This window comes from Streptomyces sp. NPDC001904 (assembly GCF_040297005.1).
In the GTDB taxonomy this organism is placed as follows: domain Bacteria; phylum Actinomycetota; class Actinomycetes; order Streptomycetales; family Streptomycetaceae; genus Streptomyces.
Window position 1 is genome coordinate 1 of record NZ_JBEOYI010000055.1, and the last position, 18,180, is coordinate 18,180.

At 70.2% G+C, this 18,180-nt stretch carries 15 protein-coding genes; 9 read left to right on the forward strand and 6 right to left on the reverse strand.

Going from position 1 to position 18,180, the window contains the following annotated elements:
• Window positions 1–224: 224 nt before the first annotated feature.
• From ABT127_RS38725 to ABT127_RS38745, 5 genes are all read left to right on the forward strand, one after another.
• On the forward strand, window positions 225–788 hold the full coding sequence (locus ABT127_RS38725; protein ID WP_351461143.1) for a hypothetical protein: 564 nt from the start codon (window positions 225–227) through the stop codon (window positions 786–788).
• 13 nt (window positions 789–801) lie between these two features.
• Window positions 802–972, forward strand: coding sequence for a hypothetical protein (locus ABT127_RS38730; RefSeq protein ID WP_181512516.1), 171 nt, complete (start codon window positions 802–804; stop codon window positions 970–972).
• Window positions 973–1,098: 126 nt separating this feature from the next.
• Entirely contained in the window at window positions 1,099–1,560 is a 462-nt protein-coding gene (locus ABT127_RS38735) for a BlaI/MecI/CopY family transcriptional regulator (protein WP_351461111.1), read from the forward strand.
• Window positions 1,561–1,569: 9 nt separating this feature from the next.
• Window positions 1,570–2,133, forward strand: coding sequence for an amino-acid N-acetyltransferase (locus ABT127_RS38740; RefSeq protein ID WP_351461113.1), 564 nt, complete (start codon window positions 1,570–1,572; stop codon window positions 2,131–2,133).
• Window positions 2,134–2,381: 248 nt separating this feature from the next.
• Window positions 2,382–2,717: a histone-like nucleoid-structuring protein Lsr2 gene (locus ABT127_RS38745; protein ID WP_111662722.1), complete on the forward strand. Its 336-nt coding sequence runs from the start codon at window positions 2,382–2,384 to the stop codon at window positions 2,715–2,717.
• On the opposite strand, the gene ABT127_RS38750 is transcribed toward ABT127_RS38745, so the two are convergent.
• On the reverse strand, window positions 2,696–3,301 hold the full coding sequence (locus ABT127_RS38750) for an SCO3374 family protein (RefSeq protein ID WP_351461116.1): 606 nt from the start codon (window positions 3,299–3,301) through the stop codon (window positions 2,696–2,698). The genes ABT127_RS38745 and ABT127_RS38750 overlap by 22 nt on opposite strands.
• A 440-nt stretch (window positions 3,302–3,741) precedes the next feature.
• Here ABT127_RS38750 and ABT127_RS38755 point away from each other — a divergent pair, with 440 nt between their 5' ends.
• Window positions 3,742–6,267, forward strand: a complete 2,526-nt coding sequence (locus ABT127_RS38755) for an ATP-dependent Clp protease ATP-binding subunit (protein ID WP_351461119.1) — start codon at window positions 3,742–3,744, stop codon at window positions 6,265–6,267.
• 77 nt (window positions 6,268–6,344) lie between these two features.
• Here ABT127_RS38755 and ABT127_RS38760 read toward each other — a convergent pair whose 3' ends face one another.
• A complete protein-coding gene (locus ABT127_RS38760; RefSeq protein WP_351461122.1) occupies window positions 6,345–9,392 on the reverse strand; it encodes an NACHT domain-containing protein in 3,048 nt (1,015 codons plus the stop codon).
• 432 nt (window positions 9,393–9,824) lie between these two features.
• On the opposite strand from ABT127_RS38760, the gene ABT127_RS38765 reads away from it, so the two are divergent.
• On the forward strand, window positions 9,825–10,478 hold the full coding sequence (locus tag ABT127_RS38765; RefSeq protein WP_351461125.1) for a M23 family metallopeptidase: 654 nt from the start codon (window positions 9,825–9,827) through the stop codon (window positions 10,476–10,478).
• Window positions 10,479–10,490: 12 nt separating this feature from the next.
• Here ABT127_RS38765 and ABT127_RS38770 read toward each other — a convergent pair whose 3' ends face one another.
• Window positions 10,491–11,078, reverse strand: coding sequence for a TetR/AcrR family transcriptional regulator (locus tag ABT127_RS38770; protein ID WP_351461128.1), 588 nt, complete (start codon window positions 11,076–11,078; stop codon window positions 10,491–10,493).
• A 134-nt stretch (window positions 11,079–11,212) separates the two neighbouring features.
• Here ABT127_RS38770 and ABT127_RS38775 point away from each other — a divergent pair, with 134 nt between their 5' ends.
• Entirely contained in the window at window positions 11,213–12,799 is a 1,587-nt protein-coding gene (locus ABT127_RS38775; RefSeq protein WP_351461131.1) for an MDR family MFS transporter, read from the forward strand.
• A gap of 309 nt (window positions 12,800–13,108) precedes the next feature.
• Here ABT127_RS38775 and paaK read toward each other — a convergent pair whose 3' ends face one another.
• The 3 genes from paaK to ABT127_RS38790 form a co-directional block, all read right to left on the reverse strand.
• Window positions 13,109–14,401, reverse strand: a complete 1,293-nt coding sequence (gene paaK, locus ABT127_RS38780) for a phenylacetate--CoA ligase PaaK (RefSeq protein ID WP_351461146.1) — start codon at window positions 14,399–14,401, stop codon at window positions 13,109–13,111.
• A 139-nt stretch (window positions 14,402–14,540) separates the two neighbouring features.
• Window positions 14,541–15,329, reverse strand: a complete 789-nt coding sequence (locus ABT127_RS38785; protein WP_351461134.1) for a GNAT family N-acetyltransferase — start codon at window positions 15,327–15,329, stop codon at window positions 14,541–14,543.
• A 121-nt stretch (window positions 15,330–15,450) separates the two neighbouring features.
• Window positions 15,451–17,082 carry an acyl-CoA synthetase gene (locus ABT127_RS38790; RefSeq protein ID WP_351461137.1) on the reverse strand — a complete coding sequence of 544 codons (1,632 nt, stop codon included), beginning with the start codon at window positions 17,080–17,082 and terminating at the stop codon, window positions 15,451–15,453.
• Window positions 17,083–17,256: 174 nt separating this feature from the next.
• On the opposite strand from ABT127_RS38790, the gene ABT127_RS38795 reads away from it, so the two are divergent.
• Entirely contained in the window at window positions 17,257–18,057 is an 801-nt protein-coding gene (locus tag ABT127_RS38795) for a crotonase/enoyl-CoA hydratase family protein (protein WP_351461140.1), read from the forward strand.
• Window positions 18,058–18,180: the final 123 nt, after the last annotated feature.

The window sequence follows — 18,180 nt, forward strand, 5'->3', positions numbered from 1 at the left end:
GCAGTTCCCCGCGCCTCTTTTGATGAGATGGCGCACGCAGTGCGCATCTCAGGGGCGCGGGGAACTGCGCGACCAGCCCCCACCGGCCCGCAGACGAACGAACAACCCGGAAATCCCGGTCAGAGCGGAGCGAAGGCGCGCCGGAGAATTGCCGGTTAAGCCGATTTGCCCGAAATAAGCCGTACCGTCACCCCATGCCCACGCCCTACGGAAACCGCGGCGGCATGGCGTTCGGCGCAGAAGAGCTGCGTGTGCTCCGACGTGCCCTCGCCCTCGCCCTCCACCCCAGCCCCGCCTCGGACACGGACGTCCGGGAATGTCTCCGCCTCGCGGAGTCGGTCGACGAGGCCGCCAGGGAGAGCGCCCGCATGCGGGCGTTCCTGCTCGCCGACCTCGACCGCTACCGGGCCGCCCTGCCCGGGACCGTCACCGGCTATCTGAGCCTGCTCCAGGACGCCCTGGCGGCGGGCCACCGGCCCGGCGCCGACGACCTCGCGGCGCTGCGCGCCCTGCGCGGCAACGCCACGGCGGCGGCCCTGCTCGACCGTTGCCGGACACTGGCCGAACAGGGGGTGCGCGACCGGCTCGAGGCCCGGCAGCGTCCCCGCGTCCCGGCCTCCCGCGCGCGCCTGCTGGCCCTGCCCGGCGGCCTCTCCGCCGCCGACCGGCCCGCGGGACCCGGGCCCGCGACCCCGGAACGCCCCGTGCCGACCCCGGCCGAGGTCTTCCCGCCCAAGCGCCGCCCCGCCCAGCCCCCGGCCCCGTCGCAGCGGCTGGTCGCGGGCTAGCTACTCTGGGGGCATGGAATACGTTTCCGCGCTCGTGCCCCCGGTAGTGATGGCCGCGTTCTTCATCGGCCTGATCGTGACGATCGTGAAGTCGCAGGGCGGCGACAAGAAGGCCAAGGAGGACGCGGCCGTCGACGCCGCCCTCGCGCGCGCCGAGGCCGCCCGGCAGCCCGAAGCCGGCTGACCGCAGGCTCCGGCCCTGGTCAGGGGCGCCCCGGTGGGCGCCCCTTTTGGCATTGATTGAAGTCGTTCGGCATCTCTCGCCACGTCCGACGGCGAATTACCGACTTCTCCCACTATTGTGCTCTTCGTGCCGCGCCCCTTGGGAGAACTCGAAGACACAGTCATGACACGGGTGTGGAACTGGAACCGCCCGGTGACGGTGAGAGAAGTGCTGGAGGACCTCCAGCAGGAACGGTCCATCGCCTACACGACGGTCATGACTGTATTGGACAATCTCCATCAGAAGGGCTGGGTCCGCCGCGAAGCGGAGGGCCGGGCTTATCGATATGAGGCGGTCTCCACCCGCGCCGCCTACTCGGCCGCGCTCATGAACGACGCATGGGCGCAGAGCGACAACCCCGCCGCCGCGCTCGTCGCCTTCTTCGGCATGATGTCGCCGCGCCAGCGCGAAGCGCTCAGGGACGCCATGCGCATCGTGCAGCCCGACGCCACTTCCGAACCCGTGCCGGAAGCGGCGCCGCAAGCCGTCCCCGAAGCCGCGGCCGAAGTCGCGCCACCCGGAGAAGCGGCCCCAGAGCGCGGGCGATAGCGTCCGGACATGCCAGCAGAGCTCCCCGAAGTCGTCCCGGTCCCCGAATCTCCCGCCCCAAAAGCCATCACCGTACGCCGGGCGCGCACCGCCGATGTGCCGGAGGTCCGCCGACTCCTCGACGCCTACAGCCGACAGGGGATCCTGCTCGACAAAGCCACGGTGACGCTTTACGAGGACATCCAGGAGTTCTGGGTCGCCGAACGCGACGACAACGCCGAGGTCGTCGGCTGCGGGGCCCTGCACATCATGTGGGAAGACCTCGCCGAGGTCCGCACGCTCGCGGTGAATCCACTGGTCAAGGGCTCGGGCGTGGGTCATCAGGTGCTGGAGAAGCTGCTGCAGACCGCGCGCTGGATCGGTGTTCGCCGGGTTTTCTGCCTCACCTTCGAAGTCGAGTTCTTCGCCAAGCACGGCTTCGTGGAGATCGGTGAGACACCCGTCGATACGGTTGACACCGATGTCTACAGCGAGCTGCTGCGTTCCTATGACGAGGGCGTCGCGGAGTTCCTCGGTCTCGAACGAGTGAAACCGAACACCTTGGGTAACAGCCGGATGCTTCTGCATCTGTGATCGCCGCGGACCGATATTCCGGCAAGCTGCAACGGCCCGGGCTCTATGTCCGAAACGCGCATGTTTTCGGTCGGCCTGGGCAGCTTCAACTCCTGGATCTCTCCTGGATCTCAGCCAGGGGTTTGTGTTTTTCCGGCAAAAGCGGTTTGCTTTCCGACGTACTGCAGTACTGCATATAACAAGGGGACGGCGAAACAGCGGCCGAGGTCGCACGGCCGGCCCTTCAGATATCGATGAAAGGAAATCCGGTGGCACAGAAGGTTCAGGTCCTTCTTGTCGATGACCTCGACGGTGGCGAGGCGGACGAGACCGTGACGTTCGCGCTCGACGGCAAGACGTACGAGATCGACCTCACCACCGCGAACGCGGACAAGCTCCGTGGTCTCCTCGACGCGTACGTCAAGGGCGGCCGTCGCACCGGTGGCCGCGCCGCCGGTGGCCGGGGCAAGGCGCGCGCCGCGTCCGGTGGCAACCAGGACACCGCGCAGATCCGCGCGTGGGCGAAGGACAACGGCTACGAGGTCAACGACCGCGGCCGCGTCCCCGCCTCCATCCGTGAGGCCTACGAGAAGGCCAACGGCTGACGCGTCGCTCCGTGCGTTGCGCGGCGCAGCCGGGCCCGCTGACAGTGGGTCGCCGCTGTGTCCACGAGTCGTACGAGATCGGGGGCGCCCCCACCGCCCCCTGCGACCGACCAGGTCGAGACGGCCGACAGGCTCGTCAGGGCCGGCAGTACCGGCTCCACCTCGCGTCCGGGCTCCGGGGGCCGCACCCACACGGCGGCCTCCTGCGAGCCGGCCCTTCCCGGCGGCGTCGGCGCGTCGATGAATCCGCCCGTCCCGACGGCGACGAGGTCCAGGGGCAGATCGCCCCACTCCAGCCAGTCCAGCAGCCCCGGCACCTCGTCCGCGCTGCCGGCGGCCACCAGGAGCTGCATCGTCTCCCCGTTCAACGCCACCGGTGAGCGGGGATCGCACCTGCGCAGCATCCGGAACCCGGCGTCGGCCGGAATCTCCAGTACGTCGAAGCGCAGGCCCGTGCGCAGCCGCACCCCGTCGGGGCCGGACGCCGTGGCCCAGCCCAGCTCGTCCTCGTACCACTGCTGGACCCACTGGTCGGGGAGGACGGCGTCGAGCGGCCGGCGCGGGGCGGGAAAGGGGGCGACCATGCCAGGAGCAACCGCCGGGAGCACCCGCAAGTTACGCAGTGTCGTTGGTTGAATGCGCTCCGTGTCCGAAATGGGGGCGTAAAGGGGTGTTCGGCGGGGCAAGGATGTTCGCCCGTAGCGGAGGGAACCGGCGTGCGCCGCATGGAGTGTCAGTCCCTGCGGGTAAGACATCCCTAGTGGGAGGGTCGACACGCTCGGCCACGGGAGCCCGCGTTCGCCATCGGCGTAGTGGCGGTGTGGCTATCCGCTTGGCCTGCGGGAACATCGTCTCGCACCATCGGGTTGGAGAGGATGTCGGCGTTCGGGGCAGGAGATCCCCCGGGAAGAAGGCCGGGTGTCGGCAGTTGGAATGAGCGGTCCCCGCTTGCGGGACTAAGCTGCGGAAGGACAGGGAGGGGACCGACCCCTTACTGCCTGACCGCTCTGAGGAGCGATTAACGATGTTCGAGAGGTTCACCGACCGCGCGCGGCGGGTTGTCGTCCTGGCTCAGGAAGAAGCCCGGATGCTCAACCACAACTACATCGGCACCGAGCACATCCTCCTGGGCTTGATCCACGAGGGCGAGGGTGTCGCCGCTAAGGCCCTGGAGAGCCTCGGGATTTCGCTCGAGGCGGTCCGCCAGCAGGTGGAGGAGATCATCGGTCAGGGCCAGCAGGCCCCGTCCGGGCACATCCCCTTCACCCCCCGTGCCAAGAAGGTCCTGGAGCTGTCGCTCCGCGAGGCCCTTCAGCTGGGCCACAACTACATCGGCACGGAGCACATCCTGCTCGGCCTGATCCGTGAGGGCGAGGGCGTCGCCGCCCAGGTCCTGGTCAAGCTGGGCGCAGATCTCAACCGGGTGCGGCAGCAGGTCATCCAGCTGCTCTCCGGCTACCAGGGCAAGGAGACCGCCACCGCCGGCGGGCCTGCCGAGGGCACGCCCTCGACGTCCCTGGTCCTCGACCAGTTCGGCCGCAACCTGACGCAGGCCGCTCGTGAGTCCAAGCTCGACCCGGTCATCGGGCGCGAGAAGGAGATCGAGCGCGTCATGCAGGTCCTGTCGCGCCGTACCAAGAACAACCCGGTCCTGATCGGTGAGCCCGGCGTCGGCAAGACCGCCGTCGTCGAGGGCCTCGCCCAGGCCATCGTCAAGGGCGAGGTGCCCGAGACGCTCAAGGACAAGCACCTCTACACGCTTGACCTGGGCGCGCTGGTCGCCGGCTCCCGCTACCGCGGTGACTTCGAGGAGCGCCTGAAGAAGGTCCTCAAGGAGATCCGCACCCGCGGCGACATCATCCTGTTCATCGACGAGCTGCACACGCTCGTGGGTGCGGGTGCCGCCGAGGGCGCCATCGACGCGGCTTCGATCCTGAAGCCGATGCTGGCCCGCGGTGAGCTCCAGACCATCGGTGCCACCACGCTCGACGAGTACCGCAAGCACCTGGAGAAGGACGCGGCCCTCGAGCGCCGCTTCCAGCCGATCCAGGTCGCGGAGCCGTCGCTGCCGCACACGATCGAGATCCTCAAGGGTCTGCGCGACCGCTACGAGGCCCACCACCGCGTCTCGATCACGGACGAGGCCCTCGTCCAGGCCGCGACGCTGGCCGACCGGTACATCTCGGACCGCTTCCTGCCGGACAAGGCGATCGACCTGATCGACGAGGCCGGTTCCCGGATGCGCATCCGCCGGATGACCGCGCCGCCGGACCTCCGCGAGTTCGACGAGAAGATCGCGGGCGTGCGCCGCGACAAGGAGTCGGCCATCGACTCCCAGGACTTCGAGAAGGCAGCTTCGCTCCGCGACAAGGAGAAGCAGCTGCTGGCGGCGAAGGCCAAGCGCGAGAAGGAGTGGAAGGCCGGCGACATGGACGTCGTCGCCGAGGTCGACGGCGAGCTGATCGCCGAGGTCCTCGCGACCGCCACCGGCATCCCGGTCTTCAAGCTGACCGAGGAGGAGTCCTCGCGTCTGCTGCGCATGGAGGACGAGCTCCACAAGCGGGTCATCGGCCAGAAGGACGCCGTCAAGGCGCTCTCGAAGGCGATCCGCCGTACGCGTGCCGGTCTGAAGGACCCGAAGCGTCCGGGTGGTTCGTTCATCTTCGCCGGCCCGTCCGGTGTCGGTAAGACCGAGCTGTCCAAGGCGCTCGCCGAGTTCCTCTTCGGTGACGAGGACGCGCTGATCTCCCTCGACATGTCGGAGTTCTCCGAGAAGCACACGGTCTCGCGTCTCTTCGGTTCGCCCCCCGGATACGTGGGCTACGAAGAGGGCGGCCAGCTGACCGAGAAGGTGCGCCGCAAGCCGTTCTCCGTCGTCCTCTTCGACGAGGTGGAGAAGGCCCACCCGGACATCTTCAACTCGCTGCTGCAGATCCTGGAGGACGGTCGCCTGACCGACTCCCAGGGCCGCGTCGTGGACTTCAAGAACACGGTCATCATCATGACGACCAACCTTGGAACCCGTGACATCTCGAAGGGCTTCAACCTGGGCTTCGCGGCCACGGGTGACACGAAGACCAACTACGAGCGCATGAAGAACAAGGTGTCGGACGAGCTCAAGCAGCACTTCCGTCCCGAGTTCCTCAACCGTGTGGACGACGTCGTCGTCTTCCCGCAGCTGACGCAGGACGACATCCTCCAGATCGTCGACCTGATGGTCGGCAAGGTGGACGAGCGCCTGAAGGACCGGGACATGGGCATCGAGCTCTCCCAGTCCGCCAAGGAGCTGCTGTCGAAGAAGGGTTACGACCCGGTTCTCGGCGCGCGGCCGCTGCGTCGCACGATCCAGCGCGAGGTCGAGGACACGCTCTCGGAGAAGATCCTCTTCGGCGAGCTGCGTCCGGGGCACATCGTGGTCGTGGACACCGAGGGCGAGGGCGAGAACAAGACCTTCACCTTCCGGGGTGAGGAGAAGTCGGCCCTCCCCGACGTCCCGCCGATCGAGGACGCGGCCGCGGGTGGCGGTCCGAACCTGAGCAAGGAGGCGTAACCCCTCCGGGATGAGCCAGTGAGAAGGGGGCCGGTGCTGAGAAGCACCGGCCCCCTTCTCGTGTGCCCGGACCCGGGTCAGCGCTGGTCGAGGACGATCTCGGCGTCGGGGAAGTGGCGGGCGTAGCGGTCGACCGGGACCGTCGTGTGCGGGAACGTCTGCAGAACCAGCTTGCGCACGCCGGGCAGGCGGGGCGGCAGCGCGCTGATGTCCTCCCTGCCGGTCAGGGAGGCCAGGCGCAGCACGTCGACGCGGGGGAGTTCCGGCAGCGCGGCCAGCGAGCGGGCGAAATGGTCGCCGAAGAAGATCGCGTCGAGGTACAGCGCGGTCAGGGCGGGCAGCCCGGCGACGTGACTCCAGTCGTCCACGGTCGGGGCGGTCCGGAGCAGGCCGAGGCTCAGGGAGGTCAGGGTCGGCCACTGGCCGAGGCCGCGCAGACCGGTCCAGTCGATCGCCCGGCCACCCAGGTAGAGGAACCTCAGCGGTGCCTCGGCCGGGAGGCCCTCGGCGAGGGACGTGCCGGGCACCTCGTCGTAGAAGGAGATCCGTTCCAAGGAGCGCAGCCGGTCCAGGCCGGTGACCGCGCCCCCGCAGCCGGTGACCCCGAGGCGGGTCAGCGGCAGGTCGGCGAGCGGGCTCAGATCCGCCGTGTAGGGGCAGTCCTCCAGCCACACGCCGGCGAGCGCGGGGAATCCGGTGAGCGCCCGCACGTCGTGCAACAGCGTGTTCTTGCGCAGGCTGAGATGCGTCACCGCTGCCGGGTCGGGGACCGCGCCGGGCAGGTCCCCGGCGACGTGGTCGCCCAGGAACGTCACCTCGGCCCAGGGGCGCATCGCGCGCAGCGCCGGGTACTGCCCGGGGGAGTCGCAGGTCGCGACGAGCCCGGTCCGGTCCACGTGGTCCAGCACCTCCCGGGCGTACTCGTCCGGGTCGAACCGTCCCCAGGTGCCGACCAGTTGGCGGCGTACGTCGAGTGAGGGGTGTCCACGGAAGCGGCGCAGGACACCGAGGGCGCCGGAGGGTTCGGCGGTGCCGAGGAGGGACGCGGTGATCGTCACCCCGTGGGCCTCCTCGTCGCTCAGCCCCTCCGGGCCCGGCAGCAGTTCCAGGACCAGGGGGCCCGCCTCGGCCAGTTCCTTCGCGGTGGCGGAGGTGCGGGGCGGGATCAGCGCGGCGGCCGCCCGCTCCACCTCGGTGCGCACCTCGGGGGCGAGCGTCGTCGCGTGTTCCAGGCAGGCCAGGGCCAGCAGGGTCAGGCGCGGGGCGCCGGTGGAGAGCAACTCGCGCAGCAGTGCCGGGCGTTCGCCGGGGCGGGCGTGGGCCACCGCCATCCGGATCGCGTCCTCGCCCTGCGGGTCGTCGGCGAGGCGCTGGACGAACGGCAGCGCATGGCCCTCCTCGACGGCGTGCCGGGCGCCCAGGTAGTCCTGGAAGGTCCGGTGCACGAAGTCGACGACGCCGTCGGCGGGCTGGCGCAGCAGGCCGCTGCGCAGCAGCAGGGCGGACAGGACCGCCGGGGCGTCGCCGAGGGAGGATGCCGACGCGACGGCCGGGAGGCGCCGCTCCAGGACCGTCTCCGCCGCGTCCCGGCCCATCTCCGTACGGCCACTGAGGATCAGCGCGTAGGCGAGGTGCTGCAGGAGTTCGAGCTGGGCCTCCTCGCCGAGGTCGACGCCGGTCATGCCGCGTTCCCGGTCGCGCCGGGTCAGCAGCATCGACAGGGCCGCGTCGTACAGCTCCTTGCGGCCGGTGGGCAGATAGCCGCGCCGCTCCCGGTGCAGCGCGCAGATCAGACCGCACATGAGGGGGTTGGTGGCGAGCCGGGCCAGATCGCGCTTGGTGCGCAGCGCGTCCAGGAGCGCGCCCTCGTACGCGCCGGCGTCGGCGGCCGTGTGCCAGCGCCGGACGAAGGTGGCGACGTCCGCACCGCGCATCGGCGGCAGCAGCACCTCGCGGAAGCCGGTGTCGGCGAGCCAGTCGGCGCGGACGGCGGTGGGGCGCGATGCGAGCAGCCAGCGGTTGCCGTCGTACGCGCCGATCAGCGAGGTCAGCCAGGAACGGACGCGGTGCCGGTCGGCGGCCGGGATCTCGTCGAGCCCGTCCACGAGGACCAGCGCGCGCCCGGCGCCGAGGACCCGCTCGGCCCAGCCGTCGGGCGCGGTCAGCGGGCAGCCGACCGAGGCGAGGAAGTCCGCGGGGGCGGGCAGTGCCGTGGCGCGGACGAGGGTGCGCAGGGGGAGGACGAAGGGGACGTGGCCGGCCGCGGTGACCGCCAGCCACTGGATCAGCGTCGTCTTGCCGGAGCCCGCCTCGCCGCGCAGCAGCACCCGGTCGTGGCCGTCGGCGAACGCGTCCTCGGCGCGGATCCGCGTCGAGGACGCCTCGGGGTGACCGATGTGGGGCGCCTCCCGGTACGGGAGCTCGGTCGTCGCCTCCAGGCTCAGGTACGCCACCTCCAGCGGCCAGCGCTCGGGCGCGTCCCGCAGATCGATGCCGTAGATCGTCAGGTGCCGGTGGCGCTCGGCGACGTGGGAGAGGTAGCGCCGTTCGAAGGCGGTGTCCCGGGCGTCGGCGGGCGGGGTGCGGCGGATCAGCTCGTCCGTCCTGGCGAGCAGTTCGCGCTGGCCGCGGCTCTGTTCGACGAGGGTGCGCGCCACGAACGTCGACCGCTGGGTGAAGAACTGCAGGATGTGCTCGCACGCCCACCCCGTGACCGTGTCGAGGAAGAGGTCCGCGTCGGCGGACAGGCCGGGGCCGGGGGCGGCGCGGCGCAGTGCGCGGGCGAGGGCGGTGTGGCCGAGGCGCACGGCCTGTACGTCGTCCATGGCGAGGTCGCCGAGTGCGTGCAGGGTGTCGGCCAGCGCGTGCACGACCGGCTCGGTCTCGGCGGCGGGGAACGGCGGTTCGCCCGGGCCGTCGAGCGCGGCGGTCACCAGCCCGCGGGCGAGGCGGAGCAGGTCGTCGGCGGTGAGGGCGCGCTTCTCGCCGCGGAAGGTGACCAGCCCCGAAAGGCGGACGGGCCGGTCGGTGAGGCCGGCTCCCGGGCCCTCCTGGACGATCAGCTTACGGAGCGCGGGGACGAGCGCGCTCGATGCCAGCCGGGTACCGAGCGCAGCGGGATCCATGGCTGGGGAGCGTAGCCCCGATCACACTCCCGGGAGGTTCGATCTTGCCGTTCGGTGACATGACGCACAGGGTCACAAGGGCCTACTAGGGGCGGTAGGAGTTCGGCGGGGCTGTGGGGTGGTTGTTACACGGTCGACGGGTTCAGGTGAAATGTCCGTTTCATGGAATCGGCCGGGAGGGGACCGCCTTGTGGCCCGGGCGCGCGTCCGCGAAGAGGGCCTAAACATGAGATCGGGGGATAAGTCGGACGAATTCCGGGCGATGATCGACGGCTGTCAAGCAATCAACGTTTTGTGGCAGTTGTACGAGAGTGGGTAGTAGATGAGGCTTTTGGGCGGTCTTGGGGGAGCGGGTTACACAGGGATGGCCGACCCGGTGGCACCAAGCGGTGCGCCGGGTCTCCCCACGTCCCCGAAGCAAGGTCTCACTCCATGTCGAAGCGCACCCTGTCCCTCCGTTCCGGTACGTCGAAGCTCCGCAACCGTGCCGCCGTCGTGGCCGCCGGCCTCGGAATGACGGCTGCGCTGGGCGCCGGGGCCGCGTTCGCCGCCGACGGGCAGGCCGCCGCCCTGCCGAGCGGGGCCGCCGCCTCCGTCAAGGCCCAGGCCGCCGCTCAGGCCAAGGCCGCCACCTCCGCGCAGCAGGCCGCCGCCAAGAAGGCCGCCTCCTGGGTCGACCCGGTCGCCCACTACACCCTCTCCGCGGGCTACGCGCAGGGCGGCAGCATGTGGGCCACCGGTCACCACTCCGGCCAGGACTTCGCCGTGCCCACCGGCACCTCGGTCGTGGCCGCGCACGGCGGCACCGTCGTCAAGACCGGCGGCAACGGCGCCGGTGACGGCCCCGCGTACGGCAACGCCGTCGTGATCAAGCACGGCAACGGCACGTACTCCCAGTACGCGCACCTGTCCCGGATCGACGTGCACGTCGGCCAGTCGGTCGCGACGGGCCAGCACATCGCGCTGTCCGGCAGCACCGGCAACTCCAGCGGCCCGCACCTGCACTTCGAGATCCGTACGACGCCGAACTACGGCTCCGCGGTCAACCCCGTCGCCTTCCTCAAGGCGCAGGGCGTGACCGTCTGACCCGGCGGGCTCTCAGTCCTGGTGGGCCTGGGTGATCAGGTCCGTGGCGACCTCGAGGATGGCAAGACGCTTCTCCTCGGGGTCGCCTTCGACGTCCCTGAGGACGAACATCCCGGCGTGCATCGAGAACAGCGCGCTGATGCAGCGCACGCGGTCGGTCAGTGAGCCGTCCTCGGGCAGCAGCTGGGTGATCAGGTCCTGCATCCGGTCCTTGAAGTTCTCGCCGATGCTCAGCTCGCGCATCTGCGCCTGGTTCTCCTGCATGAAGCGGAAGAGCGGGGCGGCTTCGGACAGCGCCTCGCTGTAGCGGGTGAGGATCTCCCGCTTGGTCTCCAGGGGGGCCGGGCGGGGCTGCTCCTTGGCCCAGGTGATCAGCTCGTCGATCGGCCTCATCAGATCGCTGAAGAGGCTGACGAGGATGTCTTCCTTGGTCTTGAAGTGGTAGTAGAGCGCCGCCTTGGTGACTCCCAGGCGCTCGGCGATCTCCCTCAGGGACGTCTTCTCGTAGCCCTGCTCGGCGATCAGTTCGAGGGTCACGTCCTGGATGCGCTGACGGGTGTCCCCGCGACGCTGCTGCGGCCTGCTGCTGCCCGTGACCATCTGTGCCCCTTGCTCGCCCGCTCTTGGCTCTCGGCTCTTGGGAGAAAACTTACTTGACGCCCGGCTAGTTGTCGTCCTACCTTCACCATTGTAAGGAACTAGCCGGGCGGCAAGTAAGTGGGAGTGTGGGGGACATGGCGCAGACAGACAAGGCGACGGGCAGCGGGGAGCAGGTGAAACAGCCGCAGCCGCGCAGTGTGCGCGTCGTGCTGATGGCGCTGATGATCGCCATGCTGCTCGCCATGCTCGACAACATGATCGTGGGCACCGCGATGCCGACGATCGTCGGTGACCTCGGCGGCATCGAGCACCTGTCGTGGGTCGTCACGGCATACACGCTCGCCACCGCCGCCTCCACGCCCATCTGGGGCAAGGTCGGTGACATGTACGGCAGGAAGGGCGCCTTCCTGACCTCCATCGTCATCTTCCTGATCGGCTCCGCGCTCAGCGGCATGGCCCAGGGCATGACCGAGCTGATCGCCTTCCGGGCCGTCCAGGGCCTGGGCGCCGGTGGTCTGATGGTCGGCGTGATGGCCATCATCGGTGACCTCATACCGCCCCGTGAGCGGGGCAAGTACCAGGGCATGATGGCCGGTGTCATGGCGCTCGCCATGATCGGCGGGCCGCTCGTCGGCGGCACCATCACCGACCACCTCGGCTGGCGCTGGACCTTCTACATCAACCTGCCGATCGGCGCCGTCGCGCTGGTCATGATCACCGCCGTGCTGCATCTGCCGAAGAAGCGGTCGGGCGGCTCCATCGACTACCTCGGCGCCGCGCTGCTGACCGTCGGCATCACCTCGATCGTGCTGGTGACGACCTGGGGCGGCAGCGAGTACGCGTGGGGCTCCGCCGTGATCATGGAGCTCATCGGGCTCGGGGTCGCCGCGCTCGTCGGGTTCGTGTTCTCGCAGACCAAGGCCGCCGAGCCGATCCTGCCGCTGCACATCTTCCGCAGCCGCAACTTCACCCTGATGTCGCTGATCGGCTTCATCACGGGCTTCGTGATGTTCGGCGCCGTGCTCTTCCTGCCGCTGTACCAGCAGTCCGTGCAGGGCGCGTCCGCGACCAACTCGGGGCTGCTGCTCCTGCCGATGCTGCTGTCGATGATGGTCGTCTCGCTCGTCGCGGGGCGGGTCACCACGAACACCGGCAAGTACAAGGTGTTCCCGATCGTCGGCAGCGTGCTGATGATCGGCGGGCTGTTCCTGCTCGCGCAGATGGACACCGACACGTCCCGGTTCATGTCCGGCGTCTACATGGCCGTGCTCGGCGCCGGTATGGGCTGCCTGATGCAGATCACCATGCTCGTCGCGCAGAACAGCGTCGAGATGAAGGACATGGGCGTCGCGTCCTCGTCCACCACCTTGTTCCGGACGCTGGGGTCGTCGTTCGGTGTCGCCATCATGGGCGCGCTGTTCAACAACAAGGTGCAGGACGTCATGGCCGAGCGAGCCGGGGCGCTGGGCGGCAAGATCACCGAGCAGTCGGCGCAGCTGGACGCCGCCAGTCTGGCCAAGCTGCCGGTGCCGGTGCGCGAGGCCTACGAGTTCGCGGTGTCGTCCGGGACGCACGTGGCGTTCCTGCTCGGGTCCGTCGTCGCTGTCGTGGCGTTGATCGCGTCCGTGTTCGTCAAGGAGGTCGCGCTGCGCGGGGCCGGGCCGGCCGCCGATGAGCAGCAGGCTGCGCCCAGCGGGGATGTGCTGGCGGAGTCCGTCTGACCATCCGTTTCGCTGAGCGGCTCCCGGGGCTTCGGTGCCGGGGGCCGCTTTTGCGTGGGCGGGCGGGTGCCGGTCCCGGCGGAGCTGGTTGCGCCCCGCAGGGGAGCCGCCGATGGGCGCAGCCCCGCGCCCCCTAGGGCGTGTGTCGAAAGTCCCGCCTGCCCCGCGGCGCCTGGCACGCACGCTCGCGGCGTTGCCGAAACGCCCGCATAGCTCCGCTATGAGGGCGCTCCGGCGCCTTGCGATCGCACGCACCAGACACCGCGGGGCCCGCCCTCCGGGCGGACGACGGGACTTTCGACACACGTCCTAGGCCTCGCGCCGCAGGTCCACGATCCGCCTGATCTTCCCCACCGACCGCTCCAGGGACTCGGGCTCGACGATCTCGACGCCGACCGTCACCCCGACCCCGTCCTTCATCCCCGCCGCGATCGAGCGGGCCGCCTCGGCCCGCTCGTCCGGCGTGGCGTCCGGCCGGGCCTCCGCCCGCACCGTCAGCGCGTCCATCCGGCCCTCGCGGGTCAGGCGCAACTGGAAGTGCGGCGCCACCCCGGGCGTGCGCAGCACGATCTCCTCCACCTGCGTGGGAAACAGGTTCACCCCGCGCAGGATCACCATGTCGTCGCTGCGTCCGGTGATCTTCTCCATCCGCCGGAACCCGGGCCGGGCCGTCCCCGGCAGCAGCCGCGTCAGGTCCCGGGTGCGATAGCGGATCACGGGCATGGCCTGCTTGGTGAGCGAGGTGAAGACCAGCTCCCCGAGCTCACCGTCCGACAGCACCTCACCCGTCAGGGGATCGACGACCTCGGGATAGAAGTGGTCCTCCCAGACGTGCAGGCCGTCCTTCGTCTCCACGCACTCCTGCGCCACGCCGGGCCCGACGACCTCCGACAGACCGTAGATGTCGACCGCGTCGATCGCGCACCGCTCCTCGATCTCCCGCCGCATCTCCTCGGTCCACGGCTCGGCGCCGAAGATGCCGACCTTCAGGGACGTCGTGCGCGGGTCCACGCCCTGCCGCTCGAACTCGTCGAGCAGCGTCAGCATGTACGACGGCGTCACCATGATGATCTCGGGCCGCAGGTCCTGGATCAGGCGCACCTGGCGCGCGGTCATCCCGCCGGACGCCGGGATCACGGTGCAGCCGAGCCGCTCCGCGCCGTAGTGGGCGCCGAGCCCGCCGGTGAACAGGCCGTAGCCGTACGCCACGTGCACCTTGTGGCCCGGGCGCCCGCCCGCCGCGCGGATCGCCCGCGCCACCATGTCCGCCCACATCGACAGATCGGCCTCGGTGTACCCGACGACGGTGGGCGTCCCGGTCGTCCCGCTCGACGCGTGCAGCCGCCGCAGCTCGGTCTGGTCGACGGCGAACATCCCGAACGGATAGTTGTCCCGCAGATCGGCCTTGGTCGTGAGCGGGAACCGGGCCAGATCGGCCAGCGAGCCGCAGTCCCCGGGACGCACCCCCGCCTTGTCGAACGCCTCCCGGTAGAACGGCACCCGCTCGTACACCCGGGCGAGCGTGGCGCGCAGCCGCTCCAGCTGCAGGTCCCGCAACTCCGCCACGCCCAGACGCTCGCCCGCGTCCCACCAGTCCGCCATGGATGCCTCTGTCGCCATCGACCGCACTCCCGAACTCCCGACCGATCATTCGGTTGACCTGTTGGTCGTCAGTAATTCAAGGTCGGGGCCCTGTCGTCAAGGGATGCGACACGGACGGGACACGCGCGCGGCGGCTGAGTCAGCGGCCCGTCTCCATCGGCAGCAGGTACGGCGTGGTCGTCCCCAGCGCCTCGAACCCGAGCCGCTCCAGGATCGGGCGGCTGTACTCGGTCGCGTCGACCTGCATGTAGCGGTAGCCGCGCTCGGCCGCGATCCGCACCCGGTGGGCGACCAGGGCACGGTAGATCCCGCGCCCGCGCCACTCGGGCACCGTGCCGCCGCCCCACAGGCCGGCGAAGTCCGTGCCCGGGTTCAGCTCGAGGCGGGCGGCGCTGACCGGCTCGTCGCCGTGCAGGGCGATCACGGCCGGCACCGTGTCCGGGTCGTTCGCGAGCTGTCGGCGGATCTGCTGACCGATGAACGACGACTCGTTCTCGAAGGCCCGCGCGTGCACGGCCTCGACGAGCGCGATGTGCGCCTCCTCGGTGACCGGCATGACCCGGATCCCCTCCGGGAGCGGGCTGTCCGGCGGCAGCACGGCCGTCTCGGCGACGAGCAGCGTCTCCGGGTCCTCGGCGACGAATCCGGCGGCGACGAGCCGGGCGGGCAGATCGGCCGGCCGGTCGTGCGAGTACGTCTTCCACTCGGCCTCGCCGCCCAACTCCCGGAAGAGCCGCACCTGCTCGGCGATCGCGGCGTCCGCGGTGTCCTCGTCCAGGTCCGACCACAGCACCCCGTGCCAGCCGCCCGGAGGGCTGAGATGCCGCACGACGCCGCCGACGTGCTCGACCCGTGCCGCCGGTTCGTCGGGCCGGGCCCCGAGCCGTATCTGCTGGTCGAACAGGGCCCGTACCTTTTTGTGATCCATCCGGTCACTTCAGCACCGGTGCGATGCGGCGGCAACCGGATTAGGGCGCGATCGTGCCGGGCGGTCCCGGCGGTCCCGGCGGTCCCCGGCGGTCCCCGGCGGGACGCGGTGCGTGCGTCCGCTAGCTCCCGGGCGTGGCGGCCGACTCCGCCGCCACGCTCCGCGCCCACCGGTAGTCCGCCTTGCCGCTGGGGGAGCGCTGGATGCCGTCCGTCACCACCAGCTGGCGCGGGATCTTGTAGCCGGCGAGATGGGTGCGGCAGTGCGCCTGGACCGCCTCCAGGTCCAGCGCGGCCGCCCCGTCGCGGAGCTGGACGACGGCCGCCACGTGGTTGCCCCACTTCGGGTCCGGGACACCGGCGACCAGGGCGTCGTAGATGTCCGGATGGGACTTGAGGGCCTGCTCGACCTCTTCCGGGTAGACCTTCTCGCCGCCGGTGTTGATGCACTGCGAGCCGCGGCCGAGGACCGTCACGATCCCCTCGTCGTCGACCGTCGCCATGTCACCGAGCAGGACCCAGCGTTCGTCACCGGTCCGGAAGAAGGTCTCGGCCGTCTTCTTCGGGTCGTTGTAGTAGCCGAGCGGGACATGCCCGCGTTGCGCGAGCCTGCCGATCTCGCCGACCTCCACCGGCGCGTACGTCGCCGGATCGACCACCTTCGTACGGGCGTTGACGCGCAGCCGGAATCCCTGGCCCGCGCCCGATCCGTCGGTCGCCGTGCCGTTGAAGCCGGACTCGGACGACCCGAAGTTGTTGAGCAGCATCGCGTTCGGCACCAGCGCCTGGAACTGGGCGCGCACGGTGTCCGACATGATCGCGCCGGACGAGGAGACGCTGAACAGCGCCGAGCAGTCCGTGCCCTTGAGCGGGCCGTTGAGCGCGTCGATGAGCGGGCGCAGCATCGCGTCGCCCACCAGGGACACGCTCGTCACTCTCTCCTTCTCTATGGTGCGCAGTACTTCCTCCGGCACGAACTTGCGGTGGATGACGACACGCTGGCCGAAGTTGAAGCCGATGAAGGCCGTCAGGGTCGAGGTGCCGTGCATCAGCGGGGGAGTGGGGAAGAAGGTGATGCCGTCACCGCCCGCCGCCACCCGCTCGGCCAGCTCGTCGGGGCGCGTCACCGGCTCACCGGTCGGCGCGCCCCCGCCCAACCCGGCGAAGAACAGGTCCTCCTGACGCCACATCACACCCTTGGGCATGCCCGTCGTGCCGCCGGTGTAGATGATGAACTGGTCGTCGGCCGAGCGCGCCGCGAACCCGCGCTCCGGCGACGCCGCGGCCTCCGCCGCCGTGAATTCGACCGCCTTGAGCGGCGCTGCGCCGGGAGGCGGGGTGCCCACCCGCACCAGATGCCGCAGCTTCTCCGTGCGGGGCAGCGCGGCCGCCACCCGCTCGGTGAACTCCGCGTCGAAGACCAGCGCCGCGAGATCCGCGTCGCGGTAGAGGTAGACCAACTCCTCCTCGACGTAGCGGTAGTTGACGTTGACCGGCACGACCCGTGCCTTCAGGCAGCCGAGTACCGTCTGGAGATACTCGATGCCGTTGTAGAGGTGCAGGCCCAGATGCTCGCCCGGCCGGATCCCGCTGTCGATCAGGTGGTGGGCGACGCGGTTGGCCGCCGTGTCCAGCTCCGCGTACGTGAGCCTGCGCTCGGCACCCGTACCGGGATGGTCGACGTAGACGAGCGCCTCGCGGTCCGGGACCACGTCGACGACCGACTCGAACAGGTCGGCAAGGTTGTACTCCACCGCTCCTCCTGACCCAGGCCGCATCTCGTGTGGCCGTCATCAGAGCAGACCGGGATGTAAGGGGGAAGGGCCCCCGCACAAGAAATCTGACTGACTGTCAGAAAACTCTTGAACTGGTCGGTCCGCTCCTGCAACCTGTTCCAGGTCCGAGCTCCGGCCGACTGGAGGACACCCATGGGTGGGACCGAACATCTCGACGTGCGGCGCGAAGGCGCGACGCTCGTCCTCACGCTCAACCGGCCCGAGGCCAAGAACGCGCTCTCCCTGCCGATGCTCGTCGGCCTCTACGACGGCTGGCTGGAGGCCGACGCCGACGACACGGTCCGCTCGATCGTGCTCACCGGTGCGGGCGGCTCGTTCTGCGCGGGCATGGACCTCAAGGCCCTCGCGGGCAAGGGCATGGCGGGCGAGCAGTACCGCGACCGGCTCAAGGCCGACCCCGATCTGCACTGGAAGGCGATGCTGCGCCACCACCGGCCGCGCAAGCCGGTGATCGCCGCCGTCGAGGGGTACTGCGTGGCGGGCGGCACCGAGATCCTTCAGGGCACGGACATCAGGGTGGCCGGCGAGTCCGCGACGTTCGGGCTCTTCGAGGTCAAGCGCGGTCTGTTCCCCATCGGGGGCTCGACCGTACGGCTGCCGCGGCAGATCGCGCGGACCCATGCCCTGGAGATGCTGCTCAGCGGGCGCGCGTACCCGGCGCCCGAGGCCGCCGCGATCGGGCTCGTCGGGCGGGTCGTGCCCGACGGCACCGCGCTCGATGCCGCGCTCGGGATCGCCGAGCAGATCAACGCGTGCGGGCCGCTGGCCGTGGAGGCCGTCAAGGCGTCCGTCTACGAGACTGCCGAGATGGCTGAATCGGACGGTCTCGCGGCCGAGTTGAAGCGCGGCTGGCCGATCTTCGACACCGCCGACGCGAAGGAGGGGGCCCGGGCCTTCGCCGAGAAGCGCGCGCCGCAGTTCCGCCGGGAGTAGTGCTTCGTCGCCGGGTGCCGGTGGTCTGTGGCTGGTCGCGCAGTTCCCCGCGCCCCTTAAGGCTGCGCTGCGCGCAGCCTCCCCTGAGCGAGCGGAGCTCGCTTCAGGGGCGCGGGGAACTGC